Source organism: Limnohabitans sp. B9-3 (assembly GCF_002778325.1).
In the GTDB taxonomy this organism is placed as follows: Bacteria; Pseudomonadota; Gammaproteobacteria; order Burkholderiales; family Burkholderiaceae_C; genus Limnohabitans; species Limnohabitans kasalickyi.
The window spans coordinates 390,987-413,820 of record NZ_NESI01000002.1 but is presented as its reverse complement, the minus strand read 5'-3'; the positions used below and the strand labels follow the sequence as shown (position 1 = coordinate 413,820).

At 60.9% G+C, this 22,834-nt stretch carries 7 protein-coding genes; all 7 read right to left on the bottom strand.

What is annotated here, in order from left to right; all coding sequences use genetic code 11:
• Positions 1–16 precede the first annotated feature (16 nt).
• The 7 genes from B9Z42_RS04725 to B9Z42_RS04695 are packed head-to-tail and all read right to left on the bottom strand — an operon-like array spanning position 17 to position 22,664.
• Positions 17–2,404 (bottom strand): tetratricopeptide repeat protein, encoded by a 2,388-nt coding sequence (locus tag B9Z42_RS04725; RefSeq protein ID WP_100132181.1) that lies wholly within the window; start codon positions 2,402–2,404, stop codon positions 17–19.
• Positions 2,401–3,258, bottom strand: a complete 858-nt coding sequence (locus tag B9Z42_RS04720; RefSeq protein WP_100132180.1) for an FkbM family methyltransferase — start codon at positions 3,256–3,258, stop codon at positions 2,401–2,403. The genes B9Z42_RS04725 and B9Z42_RS04720 overlap by 4 nt, the downstream gene beginning before the upstream one ends.
• Positions 3,255–4,241: a glycosyltransferase gene (locus tag B9Z42_RS04715; protein WP_100132179.1), complete on the bottom strand. Its 987-nt coding sequence runs from the start codon at positions 4,239–4,241 to the stop codon at positions 3,255–3,257. The genes B9Z42_RS04720 and B9Z42_RS04715 overlap by 4 nt, the downstream gene beginning before the upstream one ends.
• Complete coding sequence (locus B9Z42_RS04710) at positions 4,241–18,010, bottom strand: Ig-like domain-containing protein (protein ID WP_100132178.1); 13,770 nt, start codon at positions 18,008–18,010, stop codon at positions 4,241–4,243. The genes B9Z42_RS04715 and B9Z42_RS04710 overlap by 1 nt, the downstream gene beginning before the upstream one ends.
• A 56-nt stretch (positions 18,011–18,066) precedes the next feature.
• The gene (locus B9Z42_RS04705) at positions 18,067–19,215 is read right to left on the bottom strand and encodes an HlyD family efflux transporter periplasmic adaptor subunit (RefSeq protein ID WP_100132177.1); all 1,149 of its coding nucleotides are present in this window, start codon (positions 19,213–19,215) and stop codon (positions 18,067–18,069) included.
• Positions 19,212–21,383, bottom strand: coding sequence for an ATP-binding cassette domain-containing protein (locus B9Z42_RS04700; protein WP_100132176.1), 2,172 nt, complete (start codon positions 21,381–21,383; stop codon positions 19,212–19,214). Before B9Z42_RS04700 ends, B9Z42_RS04705 begins: the two co-directional genes overlap by 4 nt.
• 6 nt (positions 21,384–21,389) lie before the next feature.
• Entirely contained in the window at positions 21,390–22,664 is a 1,275-nt protein-coding gene (locus B9Z42_RS04695) for a TolC family protein (protein ID WP_158235902.1), read from the bottom strand.
• Positions 22,665–22,834 lie beyond the last annotated feature (170 nt).

Genomic DNA, 22,834 nt, shown 5'->3' with positions numbered 1-22,834 from the left:
AGTCAAGGGGAATGGGCTAACTTACCATGCCCTCAAACGCCGCCTCCATCGCCCGCGTGTGCGCCACCACATCCCAGCCACGCCGTGCTTTAAGCCGTTCGCGCAAGCCACGTTTCAGCGCCAATAAAGCGGCCCGGTCTTGCGCCATTTGCACCGCCACACGCACATAGCCTTCGTCGTCATCTGCCACCCACTCGGGCAGGCCAGCGGCAGTCATGAAGCTTCCGCCCATGCGCGAGACAAAGTTGTGCCCGGCCTGCGTCACCACCGGCACACCCATCCACATCGCTTGCAAACTGGTGGTGCCGCCGTTGTAGGGCACGGGGTCCAGCGCAATGTCTACATCGGTGTACTCGGCCATCATGTCGGTCAAGCCCGTAGGGCCGCGAAACTCCACGCGGGCCAAATCGACGCCCAGCTTTTGCAGCCGCTCGCCAAACAGCCGCACCGCACCGCCGTCTGAAAAACTTGGGGCCTTGAGCAACAAACGTGAATCAGGCACCGCCTTCAAAATTTGCGCCCACAACCGCAAGGTGCGCGGTGTCAATTTGGGTACGTTGTTGAACGAGCCAAAGGTCAAAGACCGTTTCGCAACGTCGTCTGCAAACGCCGGGTATGGGTAGTCCACCTCCGGTGCAAAGCAGAACACTGTGCCCGGCAAACGCGCAATGCGTTCTGAACAAAGCGAGTCGCTGCCCACGGGCGTGACCACCTCGTCGCCCAGCACCCAGTCCATGTTGGGCACACCGGTGGAGCCGGGGTAGCCCAAATACGTGGCCTGCACGGGTGCCACACGTTTGGCAAACAAGCTCATGCGCTGCTGGCCGGTGTGGCCTGCCAGATCGAGCAGCAAATCAATGCCATCCGCGTCGATGCGTTTGGCCAGTTGGGTGTCGTTCAGCGTGGTGGCTTCCACCCAGTGTTCGATGCGCTGCTGCGCCAATCGGGTTTGCTCGTCGTAGCTCACACCCGTGAAATACAAAAACACCTCAAAGCGGCTGCGGTCGATCTCGCGCAGCACCGGCTGCATGAAGATGTTCACCGGGTGCTGGTGGTGAAAATCCGCACTCACCAGCCCCAATTTGATGCGCCGCCCGGCCAGCGGTGCCCGCACAAAACTCTCACGCGCTCGTGCACCCTGCCCCAGCGGTGCAAACAGCTCGCGGTGCAAGTCGGCCACTTCATGCGCCGTCAACTGATCGCTGTAAAGCGAAGACATGGCCGAGCTGGAGGCAAACTTGCCCTGCTCGCCCGACTCATCCGCCAGCTCACGGTACAAGCGCAGCGCCGTGTCGGCATCGCCTTGGCGGCCAGCAATGGAGGCACGCATGCTCTTCGCACCGGGCATCGGCCCCAGCTTCTCCGCTTCTTGCAACACCTGCTCGGCCTCGTCCATCTGCCAGCTCTCCGCCAGCAAATGCGCCAGGTTCCAGCGGGCGGTGGGGCTTTGCGGGTACAGGTCTACACACTTGCGCAGCACGGCCAAGCCCTCTTGCCACAGGTTGTGCCTGAAGGCCAAGGCGCCCAATCGGGCCAGCGTGGGCTCGTGGGTGGCCGCCGACGCCTCCGTTAAAACCTGCAAAGCGGCAGGCTGCTGGCCCAAACGCAGCAAAGCCTCGCCCAAGTCCATTTGAACTTCAGCCATGATGTTGATGACGGAAAGCGTTGTGTTGCTGCCGCCTTGCGTGTTGCCGCGCGCCGTGGCGTTTGGCGCTTGAGCTTGCAGCTTTTGCAACGCCAAGCGCAGCACCTGCACAGCAGCCGCGTTGTCGCCCAGCTCCAGCAGGTACTGGCCCATGCGGTGCGCCACCTCGGCGGGCAAATGAGGCGAACCATTTGCCACTGCCTTGCTCGCAGATTGGCTAGCCCCATTGGCTTGCGCTCCGCCTGCCAAAGTCATCGCTTGTTCAAACGCTTGCGCGGCCAAAGGCTTTTGGTCTAGCTGGTGCAGCACCCGCGCCATGCCCAGCGGCGCTTCGTAGCGCTCGGGCGCGGCGTCCATCGCACGTTGATACGCCGCCGCGGCTTGTTGCAACTCACCCATCTGGCGGCACAGATGCCCCGCTTCGAGCCAACCACTGAATTGCTGCGGGTGGGCACGCAGTAAGCTGGCAAACGCCTCGCGTGCAGGCATCCATTGGCCCAAGCGCACAAGAACGCGGGCGCGGCCTAGCAAGGCCAATTCAAAAGTTGGCTCCAAGGCCAAAGCCGCGTCGTAAGCAGCCAAAGCCCCCGTCCAATCTTGCGCACGCCACGCGGCATTACCCGCGTTAAAACGAGTGATCACTTGCGTGTTGTCACCCATGGCATTGGCGATCTCTGTCGCGTTCTTCGCACCATTCACACGCGATGGTGTTTTCTTAGTTGCCGCTTTTTTAACCGGCTTGCTCTCTGTCTTCTTCATTTCATACCCAAAGGTGCCAGCCAGCGCGCGGCGTCTGATCTAGGCAAAAACAAATGGTCGCGGTGGGTGTCGCTTGGCGTGACGCGCTCTGTCGCTACAACATGTCTCACCAACTCATCCACCCCGCCATCACTGCCCAACGCGTAATGCACATAGTCATTCGCTTGGGCAAAGTTTTCAAAAAACTGGGTGTCGCAGCCGGGCAGTACCTCGCACACCAAGGCAGGCCGAACGGTTTGCCACCAGCCCGACGCACCTTTCAGCACGGCAGGCTCGTGCGTCTCCACATCGATCTTCACCAGCACCGGCGTATTGGGCGTCACACCACGCCACAGCACGTCCGGGGGAAGTACTGCGTCAAGCCGCTGCACGGGTACCCGCCGCACACCAGCATGGCGCGTGCGAAAAGCTTTGTTCAGCGAAGCCGAGGTTTCCATCAACCCATGCGACGCGTCCGGAAAATGCAAATCCAACATCGCCTGCGCTTCCCCCAAAGCCATCTCGTACACATCCAACCGCGCCGTCAATTCCGACATCTGCGCATTGGCCCGCAGCACATCGGCAATCTCGCGCACGGGCTCAAACGCGTGCACATGCGCAGCGCCCGTGGCCAAGGCAAGCAGGCTGTAAAAACCAGTGTTCGCACCCACATCCACCACCACGGGGTTCAGAGCGGCACACCAACACGCCACCAAGCTGGGCAAAGGCGCTTCATAGGCCGCCCAGCCGTCGGCCCATGCTGACAAGGCCACTTGATCGCGGCCTGTGCAGCTGTCCATCCAAAACCGTGCGGGGCCCGGCACATCCACCTGCAGCCAATGGCCCACGGGTTTAGGGAATTGCAAACCACTCATGCGCCACTCCGGTAAGCCGATGCCGTGTCACCCAACAGCTGGTGCCAAGCTGCGTTCAGCTGCGCATCAAAATTCGCTCTACTGAATAGGGCCGCTGTGGCTTGCCCCGCTCGCACACGCGCCGCTTGCTGCGGCGCATCCATGGCCAGCAAACTGGCTATGGCCAAAGCCAGGTCGGGCAGCTGCGCCTCGCCCACCCACAGCCCGTTGTCAGGCGTGGCGTACTCTTGCCCACCACCGCCTGTGAAGCCCGCCACCAAACAGCCTGCGGCCATGGCCTCCAGCGGCGGCAGCCCCAGGCCTTCGTCTTTGCTCAGGCTCACAAACACCAGCGACTCGGCCAGCGTTTGCGCCACCTGCGGGCGGCTCATGCCGTCCACCTCGACCCACGGCACTTGGGCCCACTGCGGGCACAGCGCGGCAAACCACTGTTGCAGCTGCTTGGCCTCGTTAGGGCGCTTGCGCGGCATGAACGCAATTTGCTGCCTCTTGGCCGACAGGCCACTTATATGGGCCAGCGCTTGCTCAAAATGCGGCAGCACCATGGGTTGCACCACCTGCCAGTCGGTGGTCGAACCCCAAGCCTGCAAAGTGTCGCGCGTGAAAGCGCTGCAACACAGGCCGCCCGCCAGTGGAAAAGCATTCAGCGCGTCTAGGGTGGGCAAACCTCTGAAGGTGTAGTAAGGGTTTTGGTTGTGCATCACCAGCTGGCAGCCCTGCTCGCGCATGATCTGCCAACCGCTGTCAGACCACACCTCGGGCAACACCAGCACATCGTGCGGTGTCCAGCGGTGGTGCGGCCCACCTTGCACCACCGGCACCGGAAAAGCCTGTGATGGCCACTCCAGCTCCGCACCTTCTTGCAGCCACGCAAACGCTCGCCAACCTTGGCGGCGCAAGCTGTCCACATGCTGAAAATTCACCAGCTCACCGCCTGCACGCACGGGCAGCGTGCAGGCGTAGTAGATGGCTGGGTTTGTCATCAAATCACCGTCACATCCGACGATATATACAGTGTGGCCAAGCTGTCTTTGTGGTTCCAGACTTGTTGCAACCCTGCGTTGCCATGCGTAACCAGTTTGCTTTCCTTGGTCCACCCCGAAGTACCTGTACCGTCAGCCAGATCGACGATGTCGCCCTTATCACCTAGCACCATCAGCTGCTGGCGCGAAGACGCGGGGTCAAACAACTTGGCAGAGCCGAGCTCCAGCACATCTTTTGACGTCAACTTGAGGGTGTTGTTGACATACCAGCCTGAGATGTCAAAAATCTCCACGCTGTCAATGCGGCTGCCGCCGTCGGGGTTGCTGGCGGCTTGGTTGGCCACCAGCGTCAAGTCAAACGTCAAGGCTGCACCAGTCAGGCTAATCCTATCCGTGCCACTGCCGCCGTCGATGCGTGCCAGTTGGTCCACGTTACCGCCTGTACCCATGGGGCTTTGCAGCGCGGTGACCATGGCTTGGCTGATTTTGAAGGTGTCCGAACCCGCCCCGCCGTAAAGCACGCTGGCGGCAGTGGCGGTGAGGGTGTCTTGGCCTGCCCCGGCCACCAAGGTGCTGGCTGTGCCGTTATCGCTTTGCATATCAGCCCCGTCCGTGCCCATCTGATCAACGGCGGTTTGCTCAAATACCCCAGTGGTGCCGCCGAAAATCACGTAACTGCGACCGGCCTGTGCATTCGAGTTGGGTGCTCCAATGATCAGGTCGGCCAAGCCGTCCCCGTTCACATCACCTGCAGCACTCACACTCGTGCCGTTGCTCAATGAGTTGAAGTCCGCGTTGATCACAAATCCGCCCTTGCTCGCCGCCACATCCGACAGGTTCAAAGCAATACCCGAAGTTTTGCCGTACACCACGTAACTGCGCCCAACACCGGCGTTTGCGCTGGGCGCCCCCACGATCAAGTCGGCAAGGCCATCTCCATTCACGTCGCCAGCAGCGCTCACGCTAGAGCCGCTTGATCTGGAATTAACGTCACCGTTGATCACAAAACCACCTGTGCCGGCTGCCACAGCCGACAAATTCACAGCTTCGAATGTGGCCTTGCCAAACACCAGATAACTTCGACCCGAAAACTTATCCATGTTACTTACACCCACGATCAGGTCAGCCAAGCCATCGCCGTTCACGTCGCCAGCTGCACTCACGCGCGTTTCGCTCATACCTGAATCGCTTTGTCTGTTGATCACAAAACCACCCGCATTACCTTTTGCCAGTGTTGTCAAGTCCACAGCAGTGCCTGTGGCCTTTCCGAACACCACGTAACAGGCACCCTCAGATTTGAGCATGGTTAAGCCAACAATCAGGTCAGCTAAGCCATCGCCGTTTACATCACCCGCAGAACTCACGCTGTTACCGCTGTTTAGAGTAGTGCTGTTACCGTTGATCACAAAGCCACCTTGGCCACCCGCCACCTCAGAAAGGTTGATCGCTGTAAAGGATGCCTTGCCAAACACCACAAAGCTTCTACCTAAACTGTTATTCCCAAAGGGTGCACCCACGATCAGATCGGCCAGACCATCGCCGTTCACGTCGCCCGCAGAACTCACGCTGAAACCGCCGCCTACACTCGTACCTAAACCGTTGAGTGCATTCGAGAGGAACCCGTTGATGGCAAAGCCACCAATACCGTTTGCCACCGAAGATAGGTTTATGGTGGAGCCGGTTGCCTTGCCAAACACCACGTAGCTTCGGCCCAACAAGTTGTTTGCACTGGACGCCCCAACGATTAGGTCTGAATAACCATCGCCGTTGACATCGCCCGCAGCACTCACACTGATGCCGCTATTGTCAGAAGCGCACTGCCCATTGATCACAAAGCCACCGCTTTGATTGGCGACAGCAGACAGATCAATGCTGGTGCCTGAGGTCTTGCCAAACACAACATAGCTTCGTCCCGTATTGCCACCCGTAGTCGGGCCGCTTTTAGATGCCCCGACAATCAAGTCTGCCAGTCCGTCGCCGTTGACGTCGCCAGCTGAACTCACACTCGAACCACTGAGGTCACTTTCGCACTGCCCGTTGATCACAAACCCACCCACACCCGCATCCACGGCTGACAAATGAACCATTGGGGGCGCCAGGTTCACCGTCACCGCCTCGTGCACCAGCACCTGAGCACCTGAGCCTGCGTTGTAAATCTTGTAGTTCTCTCCCAAACATATGGCTGTGCCGCCGCGGGACCACTCTGTACCCAAGGTGAGTACGTCGCCGGAGTCACCCTCGACCAACAGTTGATGGCGCGCCACGCTGGCGGCCAGGCCCGTCCAGCCGTTGCCGCTGTTGTAAAGGTTCATGCCAGCCATGTCTTGCACATCGCGTCCAGCCAATACCAAGGTGTTGTTGCCGATGCCAGACAAGTTGATGATTTCCACGCTGTCGATGCGGCTGCCGCCGTCGGGGTTGGCCCCGGATTGGTTGGCGACTTTGGTCAAGTCAAGGGTCAAGCCACTGCCCCACAGGGCCAGGATGTCTGTGCCGCTACCGCCGTCGATGCGCGCCAGTTGGCCCACGTTGCCGCCTTGGCCCATGGGGCTTTGCAGCGCTGTGATCATGGCTTGGTTGATGAGAAATCTGTCGCTGCCCGCACCGCCGTAAAGCACGCTGGCAGCGGTGGCGGTGAGTATGTCGTTGCCTGCGCCGGCCACCAAAGTGCTGGCTTTGCCGTTGTCGCTGCGTGTGTCGGCACCGTCGGTGCCCAGCCAGTCGACCGCGGTTTGGCCAAAGTCCCCGGTGGTGTTGCCAAAAATCACGTAACTACGGCCTGAATCGGCACCCGCCAAGGCATCGCTGTTAGGGGCCCCAACGAGCAAGTCGGCCAAGCCGTCACCGTTGACGTCCCCCGCGCCGGATACACTAATACCGCTTTGGTCACTTAAGCACTGGCCATGCATCACAAAGCCGCCTACACCTGAAGCCACAGCTGAGAGATCAATTGCTGCCGTGGTGGTTTTGCCAAAAACCACATAGCTTCGTCCGCCATTATTGGCCCCCACCGGATCGCTGTATTTGGCCCCAAGGATCACATCGGCCAAACCGTCTCCGTTCACATCCCCCGCTCCAGATACGCTGAAGCCACTTAAGTCATAAATACACTGGCCGTTGATGACAAAGCCGCCTACTCCCGCGGCCACTTCTGACAAATTGATGGCACCCGTGGCAGTCTTGCCAAACACCACATAGCTTCGCCCGGCATCAGAGAGCCGAGCTGTGGGATCACTCTGGCTGGCCCCGACGATCAGATCAGCCAGTCCGTCGCCGTTCACATCCCCCGCGCTGGACACGCTAAAGCCGGATTTGTCCATATAACACTGGCCGTTGATAACAAAACCGTCTGTGCCGCCCGCGACGGACGACAGATCGATGGCTGTCGAGCCCGTCTTGCCAAACACCACAAAACTGCGACCAACTTGGTTTCCCAAACTAGATGGCAGAAAGCCGCCCTTATTGGCACCTACAATCAGGTCGGCCAAGCCGTCTCCGTTGACGTCCCCAGCGCTGGACACACTGATACCGCTGTTGTCACCCTGGCACTCACCGTTGATCACAAAGCCGCCCGGACCCGCAGCCACGGCCGACAAATCGATGGCCGCAGTGCCCGTCTTGCCAAACACCACATAGCTTCGCCCGGCCTCAGAGAGCCCAGCTGTGGGATCACTCTGGCTGGCCCCGACGATCAGATCAGCCAGTCCGTCGCCGTTCACATCCCCCGCGCTGGACACACTGGAGCCGCTGAAGTCACCACCGCATTGCCCGTTGATGACGAAGCCCCACGTGGCCCCCATACTTGACAGATCCACGGCCGTGGTCGAGGTCTTGCCAAACACCACATAACTGCGCCCAGCATTTACTCGCGCCGCAGGATCGCTAGCAGAGGCACCGACAATCAAGTCTGCCAAGCCGTCGCCATTCACATCACCCACGTTGGACACGCTGATGCCGCTTTCGTCAAGCGCGCATTGCCCGTTGATTACAAAGCCGTCCGTACCAGCAGCTACGGCTGAAAGATCGATGCCCCCCGTGCCCGTCTTGCCAAACACCACATAGCTTCGCCCAGCACCTGATCCCGCTGCAGGATCGCTACCAGAGGCACCGACGATCAGGTCATTCAAGCCATCTCCGTTCACATCCCCTGCGCTTGACACACTAATGCCGCTTTGGTCGGACGCACCCTGACCATTGATGACAAAGCCGCCTGTGCCGCCTGCAACAGCCGACAATTTGATGCCTAATACTGGCGCGACCACATCGAAACTAAACGAATTTGAACTGCTATTCCCCGCCACATCCGTAAGGCTGATGTTCAGGTTGTATCTACCAGGCGTTGTGGGTGGGGTGTAGTTTGGCCCTCGGTAGACAGAGGTTGAACCCAACCATAGGGCGTACGACACAGTTGCACCCGGCTCGATGTTGGTGGCAGCCACAAGGGCTCCGTCGGGTGTGAGCTTGAAATTCGGGGACTCGACAAAGTTGTCTTGTCTGAACGCATATTGCACGGTGCGCGTGTTGCCAGCCACATCTGTGGCTTCCATAAGGGTGTTGTATGTCTTGTCCTGGCCCCAGAGTTGACCGTTTGAAATGATATTGGCCGAGTAACTTTGTCCAGCGTCGGTCCAGGTGGCGGTGAAGCCCGTGACCCAGTTAAGGCCGTTGTCAATGCTGTAGCGCCAAGTGTCTGTGGCTGCCAGGCCACTGACCACGGGCGCACCACGGTAGGTGATGGCATCGGTGGCCGAGCTGCCGGTGTCCACGTCCAGCGCTACCGACACATTGCTGCTGTAGGCCGGACGGAAGTCCACGTTTTCAGCCAAGGTGCCCGCATTGGAGGTCAACCCCCCGGCGGTCTGGCGCACCTGCAGTTGCCTGCTACCCGCTGCGGCGGTGTAAACACCTGCACTGGTCAGGGCAAAGCTGCTACCGCTGCCTGCTAGCCAGTTGGCACCTCCGTCTAGGCTGTAAGACCAGGTGGCACCATCCATCAGGGCAGAGACTTCGATCACACCGTTGTTGGTGATGCCGTCCAAGCTACTTGCACCTGTGTCGGCCGACAAACGCAGGCTAGGCGCGCTGGCGATCGTGACGTTGCCCACGTTGCTGTTGCCGGTGGCATAGCCAATGGCCAGCAGGTTGTTGGCATCGTTGCCATCGGCATTGACGTTGCCTGCGACGTCGTTGAAACGCCCATTTCCCAAACGGATGTTGGCCGTGCCTCTTTCGTTGGCATCTGGCGTGAAAGTGGCGACATACTGGGTGGCAGACACGGCGCTGAGTGATCCTAAAGTACCGCCGCTCAGATCGATGTCGTCTAGTGTGAAGCTGCTGCCCGGCGCTTCGCTGAAGTCGAAGGTGATGGTGTCGGTTTGCCCCGCGCCTAACGTGCCGCTGGCACTTCGACTGATGGCCACGGTGGGTGCCACGGCGTCGATGGTGAGCGATGGGCTGCCAGCGGCTTGACCCAAGCTGCCGTCGGCGTTGGTGTAGAGCCCATTGGCCACGCTGATGACGGCTGCGCCTACAAAGCCAGCTGTAGGCGTGAACACGGCGGTATAAACGTTACCTGCGCCGTTGAGGGCGCTGAGCGTGCCACCGGTGAGGGCGATGTCGGCCAGCGTGAAGCTGCTACCCGGATCTTCGCTGAAGGTGAAGGTGATTTGCGACGTTTGAGCGCCGCCCAAGGTACCCAGGTCGCTGCTGATGGTGAGCGTGGGGCGAGCCGTGGCGATGGCAAAGCTGACCGTGTTGTTGTCGTCCGCGCCGTCGGCATTGGTGTTGGTCGCGGCGTTGGCAAAGGTGCCGCTGGCCACCCTGACGCTGCCGGGGGCTCGGCTGTTGGCGTCGGGCGTGAAGCTGGCGGTGTACACCGTGCCACTGACGGCGGTCCAGTTGCCCAAAGTACCACCGATGGTGGTCACGTCGGCGGCTGTGAAGTCGCTGGATGCCGCGCTGAGCGTGAAGGTGACGGTGGCCGTTTCGCCTGCGTGCAGGGGGGTGGTTGCCGCCACGCTGCTGGTGACGGCCACATTGGGTTGCACGGTGTTGATGGTCAGGGCCAACGTGTTGCTGGCGGCGCTGTTGGTGTTGCCAGACGCATCGCCTACCGCACCGGCTGCAATGCCAATGCTGCCTGCTGTGGTGCTGTTGCTGTCGGGCGTGAATGTGCCGGTGTAGACCAAGCCCGTGGCATCGGCCTTGAAGTTAGTCACGGTGCCGCCACTGACGGTCAGACTCTCCACTGAAAAGCTGGCCGAGAGTTCGCTCAGTGTGGCAGTGAAGGTGGTGCTCTGGCCTGCCAACAAACTGGCGCTGCCGGTGTTGGCCAGCGTGACGGTGGGCAGCACGGTGTCGACCTCAATCACCGCCTTGGTGGCCGCGCTGGTGTTGCCGGCTTTGTCGGCTTGGGTGACTTGGATGACCTCGTTGCCCTGCCCCATGGCGGTGATGTCGCCTGCGACCAAGGTGTAACTCCACACGCCGCTGCTGTTGGCGGTGACGGTGCGGGTGTTGGCACCAATCACCAGACTCACGCTGGCATTGGCATCGGCCGTGCCGCTGATGGCACTGCTGGTTTCGCTGGCGTTGATGCGGTAGTCTGTGGCAATGGCATTGACCCCAGGTGCGTCTGCTTGGGTGTCGAGCGTGACGGCCAAGCTGCGTGTGCCCGAGGCGTTGCCCGCGGCATCGGCTTGCTTGACTTGCAGGGCGACCGCGCCGTCTTGCGTGAGCGCCAGGCTGGTGCCTGTGCCCGGTTGCCAATTAGCACCGTTATCCAAGCTGTATTGCCAAGTGCCGCCTGCCTCCAAGGCGCCAACGTTGATCAGACCGTTGCGGGTGATGCCGTCGCTGTTGCTGCTGCCGGTGTCGCCGGCCAGTGTGAGGGTGGGCGTGGCGGGGTCGCTCAGGTCGACCGTCATCGTGTCGCTCAGCGTGGCGGTCAGGCCTGCGGCGGCGGTGCCGTTGCGGCCGGTGATGGTGACAGCGATGTTGTCAGTGTCGCCGTTGATCAGGGTTGTCTTGGTGGTGGTGCTGGTCATCACCCCAAAGATGTTGAAGTTGGCGTACTCCCATGTGGCTGGCAGCGTGGCGGTCCATTCGCCTGTCGTGCTGTCGTAGGTAACGCCTGTGCAGGTCACCACTTTGTTGTCTGAGCTTTGGCTGTCTTTGTCACGCGGCACGGTGATCTTGACCACGATGTCGCTGGCCGTCAGCGCGGTGAGCACGGCTGGGTTGAGGGAGGACACAGTGCCGCTCAGCACAATCAGGCCCGCTGTTTTTTCGTCGTCATTGATGCGGCCGTCACCCGTGACCGGGTTGAGCGTGGTGGAGAGGTTGGTGGCTCCAAAGTTCCAGCTGGTGGCGTTGGCAATGCCCACATAGGCGTTGCCTGCGGAATCTTCCAAGGCGGTGCTATCAATGCTCAGGTGGTAGTTGTGTCCGGCGACCAGAGCTGTGGTGGGTGTCAAGGTCAGCTTGTTACCGTCGATGACGATGGCGCTGTCGGTGATGGCATAGGTGACCGTGGTGTTGCTGGTGTCGTCCACCAAGCGAATGCTGCCCGTGCCTGCGCTGACCGCTTCGGTGAAGGTGGCCACCAAGGCGTTGCCAGCAGCCAAAAAGCCGTTGTCATCGGGGTTGAGGGTTTGGAGGGTGGGTGCCAGGGTGTCCAAGAAGATGCTGGGCACGCTGGCGCCCTCGCCCAAATTGCCCCCGCCACCGGTATAACTGCCCTTGGCCACACTGATGCTGGCCGTGCCGCTGGCAGCACTGGCTGTGGGCGTGAAGGTGGCGGTGTAGTGGGTGCTGTCGACGGTGGTGAGCGCGCCCAAGGTGCCGCCTGAGACGGTGATGTCACCGGCCGCAAAGCCCGTGGGGGCGCTGCTGAACGTGAAGCTAATGGTGGCTGTCTCGCCAGCCTTCAGCAAGGTTTTGTCACTGCTGATGTCGAGCGTGACGATGGCGCCCTGGATGCTCAGGGACACGCTGTTGTTGGTGTCAGCGCCGTCGGCGTTGACGTTGCCAGCTCGGTCAAAGAAGGCGCTGTTAGCCACCGTGACGCTGCCCGCCCCTGCAAAGCTTGGGGTGGGGGTGAACACGCTGGTGTAAACAGTGCGCGCAGCGTTGGCACTGAGTGGGCTCAGGGTGCCACCGACCACGTTGAGGCTGTCTGCGCCAAAGCTGTCGCTGGCCTCGCTGAGTGTGAAAGTGAGGGTTGCCGTTTCGCCTGCCAGTAAGGTGGCTGCGTTGCTGGACACAGCCACGGTGGGCACCACGGTGTCCACACTGAGTTCAATGCGGTTGCTGGCTTCGGCGTTGGTGTTGCCTGCTGCGTCGCTGAAGGCTCCCGCGGCGACTTTGACGCTGCCCGCTGTTGTGGCCGCATTGGTGGGGGTGAAGGTGGCTGAGTATTGCGTGCCACTGCCTGCAAAGCCGCTGAGCGTACCGCCCGTGACGGTGACGCTGCTGGCCGTGAAGTCTGTGCTTTCTTCGCTAAGGGTGAATGTGAGTGTGGTGGTGCCGTTGACTGCCGTGAGCTGTGTCTGCCTGGCTTCGATGCTGACGGTGGGCGCAAAGGTGTCCACGGTCAAGTTGCGCAGCGTTGTGAACGAAGTGTTGCCCGCCACGTCCGTTTGTGTGGCCGTGATTTGGGTTTGACCACGGCCCATCGCGGCCAAGTCGGCGGCGTTGAGGGTATGGGTCCAGTTGCCGGAGCCGTCAGCCGTGATGGTGACGGTGCGTTCTTGCTTTCCATTACCGAGCATCAGCTGCACGCTGGCACCGGCCTCTGCTGTGCCGGAGATAACGCTGCCCACTTCGCTGGCGTTGATGATGTTGTCGGTAGCGATGGCGTTGATGACAGGTTTAGCTGCGGAGGTGTCAAGCGTGAAGCTGAGCGTGCCGTTGCTGGACACGTTGCCCGCTGCGTCGGTTTGACGCACCAGCACGGTGTGGGCACCCTCGGTGCTGGCACCGGTGAACTGGGTGCCGCTGCCAGCCTGCCAAGTGCTGCCGCTGTCGGTGCTGTATTCCCAAGAGGCTTTGTCTTCCAAGACTGCCACGCTGACGGTGGCGTCGCTGGTTATATCGTCGCTGTTACTGGTGCCGGTGTCGTTGAGCAGAGTGAGCGTAGGCGCTGATGCGCTGAGGTCGACCAAGACGATGCCTGTGGTCTGCGCACTCACCGTGCTGCTGCTGATGACGCGACTGGCCGTCACATTGACGCTGTAAGTGCCGTTTTGTGTGAATGCCCCCGCCGTAGTGGTGCCACTCCAAGCACCCACACCGTTGGTGACCACATAGCTATTGACGGTGACGGGAATGCTTATGCCACCTTGAGTCAAGGTGACGGTGAAGTCACCCGCCTGAAAGGCCTGAACCACAGCCAGTGTTTCAGAGTCCAGCACGCCACTGACGGTCACGCCAGCGGTGTTTTCCACGCCATTCACTCGGTTGTCGGTGCTGATTTTGTTCAAGCTCACGCTGGGCGTGGCGGCGGTAAAGTGCCAGCCACTGTTGGCCCAGTCACTGCTGGCGATGCCAGCCCAAGCGTTGCCTGCGGCGTCGAGCAAGGTGCCAGGTGCCGCTTCGACGTGGTATTGGTTACCGGCCACCAATGCAGTAGTGGGCGTGATGGTGAGGGTTTTGCCGTCGTTGGACAGCACCACGGCTGTGTCGCTCACGGCGAAGCTGGTGCGCGTGGCTGCGGTGTCGTCGACCAGCACGAGGTTGCCCGTGCCTTTGTGAACGACCTCGTTGAAGTTCAACACCAGCGCATGGCCAGGCAGCACGGTGGTGGCGTTACCTGGCAGCAAGCTGTCAGCTACGGGGCCTTGGGTGTCAATGGTGATGGCGGGCGTGGTACCTGCTGCGCCTTTGTTACCTGCGCCATCGGTGTAGCGGCCCGAAGCCACTGTGATGCTGGCTTGGCCGGTACTGCCATCGGTGGGTGTGAAGCGTGCCGTCCAAATGGTGCCGGTGTTGTTGACCAAGTTGGTCAGCGTGCCGCCATTGACGGTGATGTCTTTGGCGTCAAAGCTGTCGCCAGGGTCTTTGTTGAAGGTAAAAGTAACTTTTGCACTTTGGCCAATAGACAAAGCCGTAACGTCGCTGGTGATGGTGACCGTGGGGGGTGTGGTGTCTATGGCCAAGCTGTCGGTGCTGGCGACTTGGCCCTCGCCTTTGTTGCTGTTGCCCGCTGCGTTGGTGAAGCGGCCATCTGCCAGCGTGACGCCGCCGGTGCCGGTGAAAGGTGCTTCAGGCGTGAACACCACGCTGTAGTGCATGCCATCGCCTTTTGGCGTGAATTCGCTGAGCGTGCCATGGCTGGCGGTGAGGTCACCCACCACGAAGTCGTTGGATTTTTCGCTCAGGGTGATGTCGATGGTGGTTGCATCACCCATGCCCAACTTCGTTTGGCGTGCTTGAAGCGTCGCTGTGGGCCGCAGGGTCTGAATGGCCATGACGACGCCGTCGTTGTCTGATTTTTCGCTGTCGTTGCCGGCCGCGTCGCTGAAGCTGCGTGATGTGACCGACACGCTACCGGGTGCGGTGCGGTTGTCATCAGGCGTGAAGGTGGCGGTGTAACTGCTGCCAGAGCCTTGCAAGTTGCTCAATGTGCCGCCCACTGCCTGCAGATCGGCCAAGCCGAAGGTGGTGGATGCTTCGCTCAGCATGATGTTGAGGCTAGCGGTTTGGTCAACCAACAATGACGACCGGCTGGCGGTGATGCTGGCCACGGTGGGGGCCTGCGTGTCCACGCTGATGGAAACCGTGTTGCTGGCCGCGCTGTTGCTGTTACCCGCTGCGTCGGTCAAAGCGCTGGCTGCCACATTGACGGTGGCTGCGCCACTCAGGCCCGCATCGGGCGTGAAAGTGGCCGTGTAGCTGGTGCCGCTACCGCTGAAATTGCTAAGCGTGCCACCCGTGACGGTGATGCTGGTGTCGCTGAAATTGGCGATGGCTTCGCTCAACGTGAAGGTCAAGGTAGCTGTGGCGTTGGCGCCCAAACTGGTTGCACTGCTGCTGATCGTGACGGTGGGCTCGGCCGTGTCGCCGATGACGGTGTGGTAGGTCGTGGCAGCGCTGGTGTTGCCTGCCGCATCGGTGGCTGTGGCGTTGAATTGGTAGGTGCTGCCGTTGGCAACCGTGGCGCTGTAGGTCCAGTTGGTGCCAGTGACTGTGGCTGCGCCGAGCAAAGTTGTGCCGTTGTAGACCGCTACTGTTGCGCCCGCTTCGTTGGTGCCAGAAAGCACAAGAGCCGTGTCGTCGGTGCTGCTGCCAGAGGCAACAGGTCCGGTGACGTTGCCCACGTCGTCAGTGACTGCGCTCAGCGTAACGGCTGGGGCAGCGGTGTCGCCGATGACAGTGTGGTTAGCTGTGGCCGCGCTGGTGTTGCCCGCCGCATCGGTGGCTGTAGCGTTGAATTGGTAGGTGCTGCCGTTGGCAACGGTAGCGTTGTAGGTCCAGTTGGTGCCACTGACCGTGGCAGCCCCGAGCAAAGTTGTGCCGTTGTAGACCGCTACTGATGCGCCCGCTTCGTTGGTGCCAGAAAGCACAAGAGCCGTGTCGTCGGTGCTGCTGCCAGAGGCAACAGGTCCGGTGACGCTGCCCACATCGTCAGTGACTGCGCTCAGCGTAACGGCTGGGGCAGCGGTGTCGCCGATGACAGTGTGGTTAGCTGTGGCCGCGCTGGTGTTGCCCGCCGCATCGGTGGCTGTGGCGTTGAATTGGTAGGTGCTGCCATTGGCAACGGTAGCGCTGTAGGTCCAGTTGGTGCCACTGACCGTGGCCGCGCCGAGGAAGGTGGTGCCGTTGTAGACCGCCACTGTTGCACCCGCTTCATTCGTGCCAGAAAGCACAAGTGCGGTGTCGTCGGTGCTGCTGCCAGAGGCAACAGGCCCGGTGACGCTGCCCACATCGTCAGTGACTGCGCTGAGCGTGACGGCTGGGGTAGCGGTGTCGAGTGAAAAGTTGAGGGTGTTGCTGCTGGGCGAGGTATGTCCGCCAATGTTTTGCCGCACCAACACTTGCTTGGCACCGTCGCCCGTCGCCGTAAAGCCGCTGCCGCTGCCTGCTGTCCAGTTGGCACCGCCGTCTAGGCTGTAGTCCCAACCTGCGCCGTTCAAGATGCCACTGACATCCACATGGCCGTTGCTCGTCAGGTTGCCACTGCCTGTCATCTGGGTCAGTGTGATGGTCGGGGCCAAAGGTTCATCCAAGTAAATACTGCGCGTCGCTGCGTCGCTGCCCACGGTGGCTTTGAGGGTGGTCGCACCCAAGGCTGGCATTTCTGCACTCGTAAAGCTGGTGCTCCAGCGGCCTTGCGAGTCGGCCGTCACCGTGCGTGTGCCTGTAGCGGTCGCTGTTCCGGTCGAATCGGACCATGCAATGACGACGGAAGCGCCTGCCGCGGCCGTGCCTTGCACCTCGACGCCTGCGATCATTTCAGTGGGGCTCAAGCGGTTGTCTTGCGAGACCACACCGATGGTGATGGCTGTGGACTTTTGGTTGGTGATGTCAGAAATCGCGGCCACCAGGTTGACCTTGGCTGCACCTTCGAGCAAGGTCTCCAGCACTTGGCCAGTGGCTTGGGCTTGCGTGCTTTGCAGCTTGGTGGCCAAGTCCACGAGGACAGCATTTGTGTCGCTGCCCACTTCAGCACCCGACAACGCGGCCAACAAGCGGCCGTAGTCGTTGGATTGCGCGTTGCTGGCTCCAGTTGTGGTGATGATGGCCACTGGCGCTGCCCCCAGCACCAGATCTTGCGAGAGGCCCACAGAGGCTGCCACTTTTTGGTTGGCTTGGGTGATTTGGGTGGCGTTCACGCTGGTGAAGGTGGTGCTTGAATTGCCCGTGTCTCCACCCGACAAACCTAAGTTACGCACAGCCAGCTCGGTCAACACGTTGACGCTGACGTTGTAGGTGCCCGCCGTAGGAATGACGGTGAGCGCGCGCAAGTCGGTGCTCAGGTCTTTGGGGGCGCCTGTGGCTTCGTCAAAGTAATCTGGATTGGCGTTGGTGTCGCTGACTTTGACCAACACGCCACCCAAGTAGTCATTGCCCACATTGAGCGTGAAGGTGCCATCGGCGTTGACTGCGCCCGAGGCCAAGACGGTGCCATCGGCTTTGTAGGCCACGGCCGTCAAGCCGTTGCCAGCCAGAACCGGGCCAGCCACCACCGTGCCACGAATGACGGTGGGCACGGATGCTTTGTCATTTTGATGCAGCAGCGCAGCAACGCCCACCACACCTAACCCCATCTGCATGGGGGTCCAAACAGCAGCATCGCTGGGTGGCATGTAGGTGCTCAAGCTGTCTTGGTGCGAGAAGCCTCGGGCTTGCTCTGCACCTTGGGTCAATGCCGCCATCGAAGGCGTATCACCAAACGCATAAACCAACTTGCCCCCGTCCGACAAGCTCGCACCCACCGCGCTGTCGCCGGTGATGACGTAGCCTCCGCTGGTGCCTGTGCCCTTGGCGCCCGGCATGTCGACCGCGCATTGCTCGGCCTTACAGGCTTCGTAGAAGCTGACCAACAGCACTTGCGTGCCGTCTGCGTAGCTGAGCAACAGGTCTTGGCCTTTTTGGCTTGCGGCCACGTCTTTGGCTGCAGCTTCTTTCGCTTCTTCACCCTCTTTGACCACGCGGTAGCGTTGACCGGCTTTGGCGATGACGCTGGTTTTTTCACCGCGCTTCAAGACTACGCTTTGCGTGCCGCTGATGTTCAAGATGAGCGATGCGTTGTTTGCTGCTGTTGCCATGATGTGCTCCGAGGAAGTGATGGTTTAGATTGGGTAGAAATGGGTTGAATGAGGGCTTAGCGTTCGTTGAGCGCACCGCTCAAGCCGCGTGCAATCGGCTTGATGAGGTAGCGCATGACCGAGCGTTGGCCTGTCAGGATGTCCACCGTGGCCGTCAGCCCGGGCTTTAAAACAATGGGTTGGAGCTTGGTGTTGGCCGCCACCGCGTTGGGCAGTAGGCGAACACGCGCTCGGTAGTAGGTTTGGGGCTGCCCATTGGCGCCTTGCTCTTGCAGGGTGTCCGAGCTGAGGTAGACCAGCTCACCCGTCAAGGTGCCGTAAATGGCGTAGTCGTAAGCGTCTAGGCGGATGTTGGCTCGCATGCCGGTTTGCAGCTGGCCGATGTCGGCGGGGTTGACTTTGAGCTCCAACAGCGACTCACCATCGGTGGGCGAGATTTGCATGAGCTCGTCGCCCGCACGCAGCACACCACCCACGGTGGTCACCCGCAAATACTTCACCACGCCGTCCACAGGGGCCGTCAGCTCGGTTTGAGACAAGGCGTAACGGCGGTCTTCTTGGCGGTAGCGCTGGCTGGAGATTTCTTCTTCTTGCTTGGCAGCCTCAGCACGGGCGTCTTGCAAGTACTTATTACGGATGTCGAAGATCCGCGACTGGATGTCGCTGACTTGGCGGCGCGCGCGCAAGACCTCGACCCGGCTGATGTCGCCACCGGCAAACAAACGCTCGTTCATTTGCAGCTCTTCTTTGGCCAAGCCCATGGCTTCTTGTTGCATGGCGAGTGCGTCGTCTAGGCTTTGCTTGCGCTGGGTGTAGAGCTTGTTTTGTGCAGCGACCAGCTCAGGGTAGCCCGCAAACTCTCTGCCAAACACAGGGGTTGTGCCGTTGGCCTCGGCTTGCGCGCGTTGCAGCACCACGCGCAAGGCGGTGTGTTTGGCCTGCGCTTCGTCAAAGGCTGCTTTGGCGCGGTCGGGCTCGAGCACGGCCAGCACTTGACCGGCCTTGACGTTGTCGCCCTCTTGCACACGAATCTCGGACAGCACACCACCATCGACCACTTGGATGACTTGGGTGCGCCCACCGGGTATGAGCTGGCCTTGGGCGCGCACGGTCTGATCAATGTCAAACCAGCTGGACCAGGCGATAAACAGCACAACAGTCAAGATGACCAAGCTGAGCATTTTGGAAGGACGATGGGCCATCATGCGGCGGCTCCGTTGGCATTAGCGTTGGCGTTTGTAGGTGTGTTCGCGTTCAGACGAGCGAGGACTTGTGCTTTGGGGCCGTCCATCACCACTTGGTGGTTGGCCACCACCAAGATGCGGTCCACCAGTTGCAGCATGTCGGGCTTGTGGGTCACCAGCACCAAGGTGTGCTGGGGCTGCAGAGTTTGATAAATGAGCTGTTTGATTTGCAGCTCGCTGTTGCCGTCCACCGACGAGGTGGGCTCGTCGAGCAACCAAATGGCGGGCTCGCGCAGCACCACGCGGGTGAGGTTGACGAGCTGGCGTTGACCGCCCGAGAGGCCTGTGCCACCTTCAAAGATTTCTTGCTGCAGCCCACGCGGGTGCGGCGTGATGACGGCTTGCATGAGGCCCGTGCGCTGGGCCACCGCCAAGATAGCTGGATCGCCCGGGTCGGCCAGCCCCAAGAGCAGGTTCTCGCGTAAGGTGCCTGCGAACAAGCGCCCTTCTTGTTGCAAGTAACCGATGCGCTCGGACAGCGGGGCTTTGGCGATGTGGCTGAGGTCCACACCGTCGAGCAAGATGCGGCCTTCTTGCGGTTTGTACATGCCCGAGAGCAGGCGCAGCAAGGTGGTTTTGCCAGCGCCCACGGGGCCGATGATGCCAATGCGCTCGCCCGCTTTGATGCTGAGCTGGGGGATAACCAAGGCGGGGCTGGCACCGTAGCGGGCGGTCACCTTGTCGAACTGGTAGTTACCATGCACGTGGTCGAGCACCACGGGTTCGTGGTCGTGGTGGTCGTTTTCTAAACGCCACAGCGCATCTAGCCCTTCGAGGGCGGCTTTGGCGTAGGACCACTGCAGGGCCTGCGCGGCCACAGCGGCGACGGGGCTGAGCACGCGGCCCGACAAAATGGTGCAGGCAATCAAACCGCCTTGGGTGAGCTCGCCTTTGGTGACCAAATAAGCGCCAAAGGCCACCAAGAGCACGTAGCTCATTTGCTGGAAGCTAGAGATGAGGTGCTGGAAGTGCTCGCTCAAGTTGCGCGATTGGAGCTCGGCGTCACGCGCTTCGTCTACGTTGTGCAGCCAGCGCCCGAGCATGCGCCAACCGCCCTGCCCTGATTTGAGGGTTTCGGCGCCTTCCACGGTTTCGACGAGCAAGCCGGTTTTGAAGTTGCCAGCCTTGGCGCCTTGTTTAGCCAGCTCTTCCATGCGCGTTCTGGTGGACAGGCCTAAGCTCAACGCGGCCACAAAGAACAGCAAGGGCACCAGCGCCAATGCGCCGCTCATGAGCGCCATGATGACCAAGAACAACAACGCAAACGGTAGGTCCACCAGCACGCTGGTGGTGACTTGGGTGAGGAAGCTGCGCACGCTCTCATACCCGCGCATTTGCGAAGCCAAGCTGCCCACGCTGCGGGGCAGCTGGTCCAGGCGCACGGCCAGCAAGCGCAAATACACGGTGCGCGCCATGCGCTTGTCCACCTCATCGATGATGTTCTCGTACAGCTGGGTGCGGGCGCTGCGGGCCATCCAATCCAAGCCAATGGCGATCAAGGCGCCCAAGCTCAGCACCATGAGGGTTTGCATGGCGCCGGTAGGAATGACGCGGTCGTAGATCTGCATCGAATAAAACGAGGTGATCAGCCCCAAGATGCCGATGATCAAACCGCCTGCGGCGGCTTCGATGAGACGGCCCTTTTGCGCGGCAATCTCGGTGCGAATGAGGGCGAAGACGGGACTTTTGCCCAGCTCGAAGGGGGCAGACAAACGCAGCTTGGCAATCTGCAGCGGCTTGGGGTCGTCGTGCAGGCCTTCGGACCAGGCGCGTTGAACCTCGTCCCAACGCAAGACCACCCACTGCTGCTGGGCGTTCTGCCCAACCAGCACACCCCATCCGTCGATGGGGTCGTGCACCAAGGCGGGCACTTGCGAGGGATCGGCGGCTTTGAGCCAGCGGGCGCTCTTGAGACCGAGGTGGCGCGTGAGGCGGGTGATTTGCTGCGCGGGGGTTTGTATCTTCCCCGCACCTGCTGAGTCATCTTCGGCTTGGACGTGTTGCACAGCCTCTTGCAGGGCGAGGCGGTCCACCGGCTCGCGTTGGAGTTCGGCCAGACGCAGCAAGGCCGCGAGCAAGCGCGGCAGTTGCGGGGATGAAGGGGTGGCTGAAGGGAGTGCTGAAGTCATGTGTTTTTATTTCTGTTCAGCGGTGGGCACTTGGAGCTGGCCTGAGGAGACTTGGAGCTGACCTGCGGCTACTTGAAGCTGACCTGTGGTCAGGGCCAGTCGCCACGAGGCCACGAGTTGGGAGCCTTCGAGGTCGGCGAGTTGGGCTTGCACTTGCACTTGCTCGCGGGCGGAGTTCATGAGGTCTTGCCAGCTTTTGCGACCCGACAGGTATTGGCGGTCCCACGAGGCGAGCACTTGGTCGGCCAGCTCGGCCGAGGTTTGCAGGGCTTGACGGCGGCTTTGCGAGGTGACCAGCAAGGCGTGGTCGGTCATGACTTGCTCGCTCAGGCTGCGCAGTTGAGACTCGGTGTCGGCCTCTGCGGCAGCGTGGCGTTGCACGGCTTCGCTGATGGCAGCGAAGTTGGACAAGCCGGCCCCAAGGCGGCTGCTGAGGTTGACAAAGCCACGGGTGTGCGTGGGCCCACCGAGGTAGTTGAAATTGCCGTGTTGCTGCTCCCAGCGAAACGACACTTCGGGCAAGGTGGCGCTTTTGGCTTCTTGAATGGCCGCAAGTTGGGCCTGGGCATTGCTACGTGAGCGGGCCAACGAGGGGGAATAGCTTTGGGCTTGGGCCAGCAACTCACTCACGCTCAGGCTGTTGGGCAAGGGCTCGGCCAGTGAACCGGTCAAAGACTTGGCCGCCACGGTCTGACCCAGCAGCTGCGACAGGCGGGCGAGACTGACCTCTTCTTGCGTGATGGCCAAGGCCATGTCGGCATCCAAACTGGCCAAGCGACCTTGGGCCAAGGCCAGGTCACTGGCAGCCGCTTGACCTTCGGTGATGCGGCGGGCCACTTGGTCTTTGAGGCGAATGTGCTGGGCCTGGCCCACTTGGTAGGCCGCGCGTTTGCGGTGAGCGCTGAGCCAGTCGCCGTAGGCTTGCACCACGCGAATGGCGAGTTGCTGCTGCGACTCAGCCAGACCCGCGGCGGCACCTTGGGCATAGGCTTGGGCTTTGTCGACCCCGGCTTCAATGCGGCCACCGGTCCACAAAGGCTGGGTCAAGGCTAAAACCGTGACACGCGAATCACCCGCATAGGCGGGGTCGGTAGCGCCGGTTCTGGCGTTTTGCACCGAAACAGAAGGTGTGGGAAAGTATTGCCAGCGGGCACCGCTGACGTTGTCTTGCGCGGCGCCAACCAGAGATTGTTGGGCTTGGACGGCGGGATGAGTGGTCAACGCTTGCGAGATCAGTTGGTGCAGCCGAGCGTTATCCGCCAACGCATTGGGCAACCCCATGGCAAATAGGCCCAAGCAAACGCCAAGAAAACTGTGAATCTCTTTTGTAAACCTCAGCATTTTTTGTTCTTATGGTTTTTGTCGACTTTTTGTTGTTTTTGATTGTTCTGGCAATGCGCCAGATGTTCCATACGTACGCACCGACAAATTCCGACAAAAAACATCACTCA

Coding starts and splice junctions, on each gene's coding strand:
- B9Z42_RS04700 (WP_100132176.1), bottom strand. CDS start 21,383: ATGACTTCAGCACTCCCTTCAGCCACCCCTTCATCCCCGCAACTGCCG.
- B9Z42_RS04695 (WP_158235902.1), bottom strand. CDS start 22,664: ATGGGGTTGCCCAATGCGTTGGCGGATAACGCTCGGCTGCACCAACTG.
- B9Z42_RS04725 (WP_100132181.1), bottom strand. CDS start 2,404: ATGAAGAAGACAGAGAGCAAGCCGGTTAAAAAAGCGGCAACTAAGAAA.
- B9Z42_RS04715 (WP_100132179.1), bottom strand. CDS start 4,241: ATGACAAACCCAGCCATCTACTACGCCTGCACGCTGCCCGTGCGTGCA.
- B9Z42_RS04710 (WP_100132178.1), bottom strand. CDS start 18,010: ATGGCAACAGCAGCAAACAACGCATCGCTCATCTTGAACATCAGCGGC.
- B9Z42_RS04720 (WP_100132180.1), bottom strand. CDS start 3,258: ATGAGTGGTTTGCAATTCCCTAAACCCGTGGGCCATTGGCTGCAGGTG.
- B9Z42_RS04705 (WP_100132177.1), bottom strand. CDS start 19,215: ATGATGGCCCATCGTCCTTCCAAAATGCTCAGCTTGGTCATCTTGACT.